Origin of the sequence: Bartonella sp. ML70XJBT (genome assembly GCF_028618425.1) — a bacterium.
Lineage (GTDB): Bacteria > Pseudomonadota > Alphaproteobacteria > Rhizobiales > Rhizobiaceae > Bartonella.
In genome coordinates this window covers 1-10,172 of the sequence record NZ_JAQISX010000030.1, presented here as the reverse complement: position 1 = coordinate 10,172, position 10,172 = coordinate 1, and the positions used below count along the sequence as shown (strand labels likewise).

The 10,172-nt window shown below is 35.4% G+C and carries 9 protein-coding genes and 1 tRNA gene; 4 read left to right on the top strand and 6 right to left on the bottom strand.

What is annotated here, in order from left to right:
• The first annotated feature begins 394 nt into the window (after window positions 1-394).
• On the top strand, window positions 395-2,488 hold the full coding sequence (locus PVV65_RS08540; RefSeq protein ID WP_273789874.1) for a S9 family peptidase: 2,094 nt from the start codon (window positions 395-397) through the stop codon (window positions 2,486-2,488).
• A gap of 80 nt (window positions 2,489-2,568) precedes the next feature.
• Here the strand turns inward: PVV65_RS08540 and PVV65_RS08535 are convergent, their stop codons facing one another.
• Window positions 2,569-3,171: a superoxide dismutase gene (locus PVV65_RS08535; RefSeq protein WP_273789873.1), complete on the bottom strand. Its 603-nt coding sequence runs from the start codon at window positions 3,169-3,171 to the stop codon at window positions 2,569-2,571.
• Window positions 3,172-4,040: 869 nt separating this feature from the next.
• On the opposite strand from PVV65_RS08535, the gene PVV65_RS08530 reads away from it, so the two are divergent.
• Window positions 4,041-4,115 (top strand) — tRNA-Gln (locus tag PVV65_RS08530).
• A 230-nt stretch (window positions 4,116-4,345) separates the two neighbouring features.
• Here the strand turns inward: PVV65_RS08530 and PVV65_RS08525 are convergent.
• The 4 genes from PVV65_RS08525 to PVV65_RS08510 are packed head-to-tail and all read right to left on the bottom strand — an operon-like array spanning window position 4,346 to window position 7,792.
• On the bottom strand, window positions 4,346-4,804 hold the full coding sequence (locus PVV65_RS08525) for a toxin-activating lysine-acyltransferase (protein ID WP_273789872.1): 459 nt from the start codon (window positions 4,802-4,804) through the stop codon (window positions 4,346-4,348).
• 5 nt (window positions 4,805-4,809) lie between these two features.
• Window positions 4,810-5,991: an HlyD family type I secretion periplasmic adaptor subunit gene (locus tag PVV65_RS08520; protein ID WP_273789875.1), complete on the bottom strand. Its 1,182-nt coding sequence runs from the start codon at window positions 5,989-5,991 to the stop codon at window positions 4,810-4,812.
• Window positions 5,992-5,997: 6 nt separating this feature from the next.
• Window positions 5,998-6,135 carry a hypothetical protein gene (locus PVV65_RS08515; protein ID WP_273789871.1) on the bottom strand — a complete coding sequence of 46 codons (138 nt, stop codon included), beginning with the start codon at window positions 6,133-6,135 and terminating at the stop codon, window positions 5,998-6,000.
• Entirely contained in the window at window positions 6,125-7,792 is a 1,668-nt protein-coding gene (locus tag PVV65_RS08510) for a peptidase domain-containing ABC transporter (RefSeq protein WP_273789870.1), read from the bottom strand. The genes PVV65_RS08515 and PVV65_RS08510 overlap by 11 nt, the downstream gene beginning before the upstream one ends.
• A 255-nt stretch (window positions 7,793-8,047) precedes the next feature.
• Here PVV65_RS08510 and PVV65_RS08505 point away from each other — a divergent pair, with 255 nt between their 5' ends.
• A complete protein-coding gene (locus tag PVV65_RS08505; protein WP_273789869.1) occupies window positions 8,048-8,317 on the top strand; it encodes a hypothetical protein in 270 nt (89 codons plus the stop codon).
• Window positions 8,318-8,664: 347 nt separating this feature from the next.
• On the opposite strand, the gene PVV65_RS08500 is transcribed toward PVV65_RS08505, so the two are convergent.
• On the bottom strand, window positions 8,665-9,093 hold the full coding sequence (locus PVV65_RS08500; RefSeq protein ID WP_273789868.1) for an ABC transporter transmembrane domain-containing protein: 429 nt from the start codon (window positions 9,091-9,093) through the stop codon (window positions 8,665-8,667).
• Between the two features lie 244 nt (window positions 9,094-9,337).
• Here PVV65_RS08500 and PVV65_RS08495 point away from each other — a divergent pair, with 244 nt between their 5' ends.
• Entirely contained in the window at window positions 9,338-9,667 is a 330-nt protein-coding gene (locus PVV65_RS08495) for a hypothetical protein (RefSeq protein ID WP_273789867.1), read from the top strand.
• Window positions 9,668-10,172 lie beyond the last annotated feature (505 nt).

Sequence of the window (10,172 nt, the reverse complement as noted above, 5' to 3'; positions counted from 1 at the left end):
ATATAAAAAAATATCACTACTTATAATATACATATATTCCTTAAAATGTAAATAATATTTTTTTATTTTTTATAATAAAATGATAATAATTTAGATATATTTATTATATTATGTAAAATTATACATTTATACTGTATCAAAAAAATCAATTCTTTCTTGACTTAATTGTCTTACCGTCACTTCCATTATAAAAGTGGTGTTTTCTCCCTCAAAAACAATAGCTATGATAGCTAATGAATATATGATAGCTAATGAATAGAAGGATATTAATTGTATAAATGATCGCGATGCTATTTTTGCAAGTGTGTAGAAATTATATTTTTATACTTGCACCAATAATTGTGATTCTAACATATAAACGAAGCTATTAACATATTTAAATATAGGATTGTGTATGACCCGCACTTTTACAATTCCTCCCAAAGCATCTAGAATCACTCATAAGGAAATACATCATGGTATTTTTCGTGATGATTCCTATCATTGGTTACGTGCATCTAATTGGCAAGATGTTTTTAAAAATCCTAACTGTCTTGATCCCAATATTCGAGATCATCTCGAAAAAGAAAATGCTTATCAAGCGGCTCAAATGGCTGATACAAAGCCATTAAGAGATTTGCTTTTTACCGAAATGAAAAGCAGGATCCAAGAGAATGATAGTTCCGTTCCTATAAAAAATGGACCTTTTGCTTACGGATTTTCTTATGTTACCGGAGGGCAACAACCACATTATTTTCGAACATCAAGAAATGGTGAAGAAAGACATGTTTATCTTAATGGTGATATTTTGGCTGAAGATAAAGAATATTTCAATTTTGGTTCAGTCCGAGAATCTCCTGATCATAGGTATGTTGTATGGACCTATGATGATAAAGGATCAGAATTTTATACAGCTAAAATTCGTAATTTAGAGACATTATCTGATTTTACGGACACCATAATTGACACATCCGGACAAATTGTGTGGGATGCTCAATCTGAAGGCTTTTTCTATACAAAGGTGGATGAAAATCACCGTCCCTCAGAGCTCTATTATCATCGCCTAAACACGGATCAATCACAAGATAATCTTATTTTTCGTGAAGATAATCCAGGTTTTTTCTTAAATGTAAGCGGTTCTAAGCTTCATGATGTTATTTATATTAATATTCATGATCATGAAACCTCAGAGATCTGGTTAATTCCTGCTAAAGCGCCTCTTAGCGTTCCTCAATGTGTACGAAAACGGCAAAAAGGTATTGAATATTCACTTACAGAAGGTGGTGATGTATTTTATATTCTTACGAATTTAGATAATGCAAAAGACTTTAAAATTATGGTCGCACCGTATTCGGCTCCGCAATCAGAAAATTGGTCAGAGCTTGTGTCTCATCAGCTTGGACGTTTAATCCTATCCTATGATGCGTATCAAGACTTTCTTATTTGGCTTGAACGCTTTGAAGGGCTTCCTCGTATAAAAATTATGGAGCGTACAACGAAACAAATCCATTCCATTTCTTTTGATGAAGAGGCTTATTCTTTAGGTCTGCAAGGTGCAGCGGAATATAATAGTCAGTCCATTCGCTTTTCTTACTCATCGATGACAACGCCTGATAAAGTATTTGATTATGAAGTTAAAAGTCGCAAACGGATATTGCTAAAGACGCAAATAATCCCCTCTGGCCATAATAAAGATGAATATATAACGCGACGTGTTATGGCCATCGCAGAGGATGGTGAAAAAATTCCCATCTCACTTTTTTATCATAAAAATACATCCCTTAACGGTTGTGCACCTTGTTTGCTTTACGGTTATGGTGCTTATGGGATCTCTATACCAGCCAGTTTCAATAGTAATGCCCTCTCTCTCGTAAACAGAGGTTTTATTTATGCTATTGCCCATATTCGCGGAGGCAAAGAAAAAGGGGTTGAATGGTATGAGAAAGGAAAACATCTTTTTAAATATAACACATTTACTGATTTTATTGCTTGTGGGCGCTATCTTGTAAACAATAAATTCACAGCCCATGATCGGCTTATTGCACATGGTGGTTCGGCAGGAGGCATGTTGATGGGAGCGATTGCCAATATAGCACCACAGGATTTTGCTGGGATTATAGCCAATGTACCTTTTGTTGATGTTTTAACAACGATGCTTGATGCTTCCTTACCCCTAACGCCCCCTGAATGGCCCGAATGGGGAAATCCTCTTGAATCACAAGAAGATTATAATCTTATCGCTTCTTATTCTCCCTATGATAACGTCAAAGCACAAAAATACCCCCCTATGCTTGTAATCGCAGGATTAACAGATCCTCGTGTAACTTACTGGGAACCTACAAAATGGGTAGCAAAATTGCGTGAGTTGAAAACAGATGATAATGCAATTTTATTGCGTATTAACATGGATTCAGGCCATGCTGGGGCGGCTGGACGCTTTTCAAAGTTAGAAGAAGTTGCTTATATCTATGCATATATTCTAAAGATAGCAGGAAAAGATCGTTGCTAATCTATAATATCTTTGTTTGCCAGTCCCTATAATTTATAAGATTATAGGGACTTATAGACACTAGAAATTATCGAAACAGTTTACAATCCGCAATCTTCATAAAGTTTTAAAACATAATCCCAATTGATCAAATGATCCACAAAAGATTCGAGATATTTCGGACGAGCATTGCGGTAGTCAATGTAATAGGAATGTTCCCATACATCCACACCTAGAATAGGTTGAGCATCATGAATCAAAGGATTCTCACCATTAGGCATTTTCATAATTTCAAGCTTACCATCTTTAACAGCAACCCATGCCCATCCAGAGCCAAATTGGGCACCAGCAGTAGCAATAAAATCAGCACGGAACTTGTCATAGCCCCCTAGATCAGATTCAATAGCTTTTGCTAGTTTTTCAGGTAGCTTTTGACCACCACCATCTTTTTTCATCCAATGCCAAAAATGGTTATGATTGTAATATTGCGCTGCATTATTAAACAAACCAGTATTTTTTCCAAAACTTTTTTTTACAATCTCTTCAAGGCTTTCATTTTCCAAGCCTGAGTCTTTTATAAGGTTGTTGGTATTGGTAAGATAAGCGAGGTGATGCTTATCATGATGATATTCAAGCGTTTCGCGTGACATATAAGGCGAAAGAGCATCGTAATCATAAGGCAATGCAGCCAATTCAAAAGCCATTTAAAAATCTCCTCGATTCTAATTGTTAAGCTCACTTCGAAAATCTAATTTGCCATTTGCAGCATCTAAAAGCAAATGTTGGATGCTTTTATATATGTTAATTAATTTTAATGTCTCTCTTTTTGTAAAAAGAGCTCTTAGGAAATGTATTTAAACCAATCAAAAGGGACATAAGTCTATACTAAATAGTGCTTCTAAAGATTTTTTACAATTACGAATGGATAAAAATAGCATGATTTTTTGAATAAAAAGTAAAGGGAGATAGCTATCAATCCTTGTTTTTTCTCTCTATTTTTCCAAATACGATATAAAATACTTTTAATTTTTGTAAAAATTCTCAGCTTATTAGTGTGTTATGGTGTTTACATAAGTCATATTTTTAAAAAAGATTTTTCAATGCGCTTAATTTCATTTCATAGCGCTATTCATAAATATAGCATATAAAATCATTGGATATTATCATCTTTACGTTTAATGAAAGAGTATAGCAGGATATCATACACTTTGCTAACTTCCAATGGGGCAAAAGTTTTTTAATTGAGAAAGATGAGATTTGAATATATCAAAAAAAGCAAAGCATATGTTAATTTATTAGAGACATAAATGATAAGATTTTCATTTTCTATTTTTAAGAAATTAATAAAAGAGCAAAAAGCAAAATAAGACAAAATAATTGATGGATAAATGGTTGTGACTTGTGCTAAAAGAATAACTGTCTATTCGTTTCTATTGGGAATTTGTATCGTTGCGTATCGTACAAGGTGTAGAGACTTTAATAATAAAAAAGTAAGATCTTTTATTTTCAGATATTGCGTCTCTTCATAGGAATCGCTATAAGGTGCAAAAAACGGCTGTAAAGCACATTTTTTTGGGGTATAGCCAAGCGGTAAGGCACCGGTTTTTGGTACCGGCATTCCCTGGTTCGAATCCAGGTACCCCAGCCAATTCTAGTGAAATTAGTTAATCAAAGTTTAGCTTGAGAGTGGATTACCCCCTTAGCCATCTGTTGCTATTCATAACAAGTCTGGTAAGCTGAGAAATACCTATTTGTAGCGGGTTGGCTCTAAATATGGTAAAGTTTTTTTTACTATAGCTATCGTTCAAAGAATTCTTTTAAAAGCTTTTTTTCTATAAGAGGGGGGTCAATGATTTATACTCACTTGTCTTGTAATAACTATTTGGCTGGATTTTGTGTTCTGTAGCAACACCAGCGAGCAATTTTTCGTATTCCGCCATCTTCATTACGTCGTACAGCATAACAATAACGCTGATTTGGGAATATATTTCGTTGCATATCGCGGACAATATGTGCAGTATGACCGTAAGGTGCTACATAATCAATAAACCATACGTATTTTCCAGTCTTCCAGTCAGCATTGGGCAAAAGCTCTCCTTTTTCAAGCATGGATTGATGATTTTTTTCATCTAAAAAAGCCCAAGTGATAAAGGCACAAAATTCTCCATGTTCATTTTGATAGAGTTTGTACTGCCCAACCCGTAAAGCTGGACCTAAGTTTCGTTCAATATCCCACATTCGCCAACGGCGGTGTAGAGGGGATTGAAGCATTAAAACGACCATAGCACCCAAAGTCATTATTGGGTTTATGAGTGATGGAGATGGGGTTTCATTCATACAGATTATCTTTCTTTTAGGGATTGTTCTAAAACTTTTGTGATAGGTTCAAAAAAATAAGAAATGAGACGCCGTTTTGAAGTAATGACATCAGCTGTCACGGTCATGCCAGGGATAAATTTAAGCTCTTTGTGATTAAAAGTGATGTGATCTTGGTCGATTTTGATTAAAACAGCATAAACACCATTAATTTCTTGCTGATGGCGCGCTGTTGCACCTACATTGGTAACTGTGCCGTAGATAACACCGTAGCGTTCAGGCGGAAAAGCAGAAAATTTTATGTAAGCACGTTGGCCTTTTTCTAAAAAACCAATATCTCGATTATCAAAAAACGCTTCAACGATAAGCCCACCTGAGCCAGGGACAATACGCATGAGCGTTTTCCCCGCTTCCACAAAGCCACCCAAAGTGTGGATATTTAAATCATCAATACGTCCATCAACAGGGGCGTAAAGTGATAAGTGGTCAAGACGATATTGGCTGCTGTCAAGTTTGGCTTTTAAGCTTTGCAAAGAGAGTTCTGTTTCACGAGAAAGCTGTCGATAGCGGGCGATTTCATCGGAAATAAGGCTTTGTCTTTGTTGACGGAGTGCTTCTATTTCAGCATTGTTTTCTTCCAGGCGTCTTTGATTGGCTAAAATTTCATGTTCCACATTTTTAAAGTCATGTAAACGTTCTAAATAAAGAGAATGGCTGATGACTTTTGTCTCCATCAAGCTTTTGGCTGCTTTGAGCTTTTCTTGGCTTAATTGCTGATCATCTTTTAATTTATCCAATTGTGCGTATTGGACAGCACCGCTTCGTGTAACACGATCAGCTTGGGCTTTCAGTGCTTTTACTTTATCTTGTAATGATTGAAGAGTAGCGTGGATGAGTTTTTCTCCCTCCATTTTTGCTGTCGTACTGCTTGAGGGAGGAATCTGCAAATAAGCGAGCCCTTTTGTTACAAAATCTTTCTCCAAAGGATCTCGCTCATTCAAGGCCGCTAAAATCGCAGCGGCAATTTGGGCTTGAAGAGTCTGTTGGGCAATATCGGCTTGAACGCGTGCGCGTTCATTGAGAGCTTCACGCGGATCCAATTGAATAAGGAGGTCCCCTTGATGAACGAATTGCCCTTCTTTTACGAGGATTTTTTCAATGCGTCCTGTATTTTGCGCTTGGACGAGTTGAACATAGGAAGTGGGAATAACTGATCATTGTCCCCGTGCAACAATCTCTGTTTTGGTGATAAAACTACCAATGACAATAAAAAGGAATAAAGCGACCAAAACAGTAACCACCATATGAAGTGTTGGCGATAAAGGGCGCAAATGGGGAGCCTTATCTGCCATTTTTTGCCTCCAGATCAGAGAAATTTAATACGGTTGCATGCTTGGGAAAAAGATCACTTTTGTGGGTAATGACGAGAACAATACGCTCTTGTGAAACTTTATATAAATGCTCAACGATTTGTGCACTGACCCTGTCATCCAGAGCGGAAGTGGGTTCATCCAAGATAAGAATCTGCGGTTCGATGAGAAAAAAACAAGCCAATGCTAGGCGTTGGCGTTGTCCACCTGATAAAAAGCCACCTTGCTCGCCTACTTGGGTATGAAGCCCTTGCGGCAATTGAGAAATCAAATCATGACAAGCACTTGCATGAAGGGCAGCAACGATTTCATTCTCAGAGGCATTTGGTTTTGCAAGAAGCATATTTTCAAGAATGGTTCCGGAAAAAAGGCAAGGACTTTGAGGAAAATACCCAATTGTTTGGCGCACACTACGGATATCAAAGTTTTGTATAGATTGGTTGTTAATCAATATCTGTCCATTTGTTGGAGGGTAAAGACCACAAAGGAGTTTGGCAAAGGTTGATTTTCCACAGCCTGAAGGACCAAGCAACATAATGGGTTTCCCAGGTTTGAAACAAATATCAAGATGGTTAACAATAGGTGTTTCTCCATAGGAAAAACAGATATTTTTAGCTTCAAGTTGAGGGCTTGTGGTGAGTTGAAGGGGGGGCTTTTCTTCTTCCCATTCTGAAGGTGCGTTAAGAATATCACCCAAACGAAGACGAGAGATTTTCAAATGCTGCCATTCCTCCCACAGGGAGGCAAGGCTTAAGATAGGACCAGAAACATTGCCAGCGAGAAGATGAAAAGCAACAAGTTGTCCTAGTGTGATTTGATTTTGCAACACTGCCTGAGCACCAAAAAAGATAATAAAAATGGTAAAAAGGTCACCAAAAATATGGCTTAAAGCTCCATTTAAAAGATGAAATTTACTGGTTGTAAGGCTTTGATCGAGACTGCGGGCTAAAGTTTCTTGCATACGTATCGTATGAGCAGATTCTTTTACGTGTGCTTTGATGGCTTCAAGATTGGTAAAGCTTTCAATAAGGCGTGATTTATGGGCGGCTTGCAGAGTGAATGTACGGCGTAATTGGCGGCGTAAAAAGGGACCAACCGATGCCAAAGAGCCCATTTGTAAGGGCAAAATGATAAGAACAATAAAGGTAAGTTTCGGACTAATGGAAAAGAGTGCAGCAAGATAAATAATTGCAAACAGAACATTCAGGACAGTTGTGGCGATGGTTCCTGTTAGAAACCCGCGAATTGTATCAACCTCTCCAATACGCGAAAACAGTTCCCCCACTTTCCAATGACGTAACACAGACAAGGAGAGGCTTAAAAGATGGGTGTAAATATGCCGTCCAAATTCTAGCGTAAGCCGATTGGCTAAATAAGTGCCTAGGTAACCTGATAGAGTGCTAAGAGCGGTACTAAACAGCATGATAGCAACCATCAAGACAACGATAGCATAGAGACTTTCAAGGCGCTGAAAAGGGAGAATACGGTCAATGATCGCTTGAAAAATAAAAGGGTTTACCAAGCCCAACAAACGCAAAACAACAGCAACGCAACTAAGTTCGATGACATAATAAATATATTTTTTTGTTGTTCTTGTAAACCAAGAGAAGGCAACTAGTTTTTCTTGTGAATGACTCATTTGAATTTATGATTTTATTTAAGAGAAAGAGCGATGGGTGTCGCATATTTTAACAGTATTGTAAAGAGTATTATTACTTAATTAAAATATACATTTTATGAGAATATAATATAAACATAATGTATTTATTTTTTTATACAGTATTTTTGTTGTTATTTTTACAAATTATATTTGACATTCGCTAGGCAGTATAATAGTGAAGTTATCTCTGTATTATTGTGATACAGTTTTTAAATAGATATTAGGAGACTAAAAATGGGTAGTTCAAGCTCATCACATGATTCACACAGCAGTTCACATTCATCAAGTTTTTTTCATTATGAAACATGTAGTCCTACTGATTATGCTGTTACAATTGTTGGAGGGGCTGCAGCTGGAGCAGTTACAGGAGCAGCAGGCAATGCGTTGAAAGGTGCTCTATTAGGACCAGAAGGTGTGGGGGCGGCCGCTTTGGCAGGAGCAGTAACTGGCATAGGTTCGGGGGCAGTTGGGGCCGGTATAAGTAAATGGATGCAATGCCACTAAAAAATTAAAGAGCGCTGGTATTTGTTTTTAGAAAATAACCAGTAAATTATTCCTGAAGTTAATTTCATTATAGACATATATTTATAGATATATATATGAAATAAACTTCAGGAATATAAAATGTTGAGCTGGATTTTATAATGGTAGATTTTTCTAATAGTATTACGGCTTCATTAATATCAACAATTATATTTGGATTTTTATGTATTATTCCTTATATATTCAAATCCCATAATTGGAAAAAAAATGCAAAGGGGGAATTATTTAAAATAGCTATGTTCTTTATGTTATATTCTCTTATTGATTATTTACGTAGATATATTGGTTTATACTAGATCCATATAAATTTATTTTTTACAGAGTTTTTTCTTAAAGATACGAATTGTATCAACCTCTCCAATACGTGAAAACAGTTCTCCTACTTGCCAATGACGTAACACAGACAAGGAGAGGCTTAAAAGATGGGTATAAATACGCCGTCCAAATTCTAGCGTAAGCCGATTGGCTAAATAAGTGCCTAGGTAACCTGATAGAGTGCTAAGAGCTGTGCTAAACAGCATGATAGCAACCATCAAGACAACGATAGCATAGAGACTTTCAATACGCTGAAAAGGGAGAATGCGGTCAATAATTGCTTGAAAAATAAAAGGATTCACCAAACCCAGCAAACGCAAAACAACAGCAACGCAACTGAGTTCGATGACATAATAAATATATTTCTTTGTTGTTCTTGTAAACCAAGAGAAGGTTACAGGTTTTTCTTGTGAGAGCTTCATTTGAATTTATGTTTGTTTAAGACAAAGAGCGATGGATGTCGCATATTTTAACAGTATTGTAAATATTATTATTGCTTAATTGAAATATACAATTTGTAAGAATATAATATAAACATAATGTATTTATTATTTATATTTATATTTTTTAAAATTATATTTGATATTCATTAAACAGCATAATAATGACAGTTCCCACTGTATCATTGTGATGCAGTTTTTTTAAATAGATATTAGGAGGAATTATATGTTTCGTTCATTTAGCTATAGTTTTTCTAATGGTTGGTCTCATGTTTCTAATACGTGGTCAAATATTTCATCAATGAATTTTTCAAGCAGTGGATCACGGCCTGGGTGTACTGTTGGAGATTATCTCTCGACAGCAAATTCATATGGACTAACCGGATATCATTTAGGGCAGACTGGTGGAGTATTTGTAGGAAGTATTGTGGGAGCACTCCCAGGTGGTTCAGGTATTATACCAGGAGCGGTTGCTGGTGGCGGAATTGGCGGTGGTCTTGGCTATGGTGCGGGAGGGCTTATAGGAATAGGTTCTCAGTATAATGCGTGCTATTAAATTACAATATTTTAATATGTTTTTAAATTTATAGCAATATTGTAGACATGTTTATTAATATGTCTACAAATGTTTTTTAAATATAATTCATTAATAATTTAATTATATATTAATTTGGAAATTTATGTGTTATGTATATTTTTAATGTGTTTTCTGAATTATTTTTTGCATTTTGTTGTTTGAGTATATTTATATCTTTATTTGAATTGTATTATGTTTCTAAGGGCTTAAATGAAAAAAATATAAAAATTAAATCATTAATAAGAATAATTTCATTTTTTAGCGTGTTTTTTATTTTATTTTCTTTATTTAAGTTTTATACAAATTAATATATATTGTTTAACTAGTTTGTATATATCATAGTAATATATATTATATTATTTAATTAATTGGAAAATATTATGGATGCTATTTTATTTAATATTAAAAATGCATTACTTGCTGCAAATATTTTTTTAATTTTAAGTATAATTTTTTCTAAATCAAAATTTCCTAGTTGGAAAAA

What these genes read in the sequence shown, in the direction of transcription:
- PVV65_RS08540 (WP_273789874.1), top strand. Translation starts at nt 395, where the DNA reads ATGACCCGCACTTTTACAATTCCTCCCAAAGCATCTAGAATCACTCAT.
- PVV65_RS08535 (WP_273789873.1), bottom strand. Translation starts at nt 3,171, where the DNA reads ATGGCTTTTGAATTGGCTGCATTGCCTTATGATTACGATGCTCTTTCG.
- PVV65_RS08525 (WP_273789872.1), bottom strand. Translation starts at nt 4,804, where the DNA reads ATGAATGAAACCCCATCTCCATCACTCATAAACCCAATAATGACTTTG.
- PVV65_RS08515 (WP_273789871.1), bottom strand. Translation starts at nt 6,135, where the DNA reads ATGGCAGATAAGGCTCCCCATTTGCGCCCTTTATCGCCAACACTTCAT.
- PVV65_RS08510 (WP_273789870.1), bottom strand. Translation starts at nt 7,792, where the DNA reads ATGAGTCATTCACAAGAAAAACTAGTTGCCTTCTCTTGGTTTACAAGA.
- PVV65_RS08505 (WP_273789869.1), top strand. Translation starts at nt 8,048, where the DNA reads ATGGGTAGTTCAAGCTCATCACATGATTCACACAGCAGTTCACATTCA.
- PVV65_RS08500 (WP_273789868.1), bottom strand. Translation starts at nt 9,093, where the DNA reads ATGAAGCTCTCACAAGAAAAACCTGTAACCTTCTCTTGGTTTACAAGA.
- PVV65_RS08495 (WP_273789867.1), top strand. Translation starts at nt 9,338, where the DNA reads ATGTTTCGTTCATTTAGCTATAGTTTTTCTAATGGTTGGTCTCATGTT.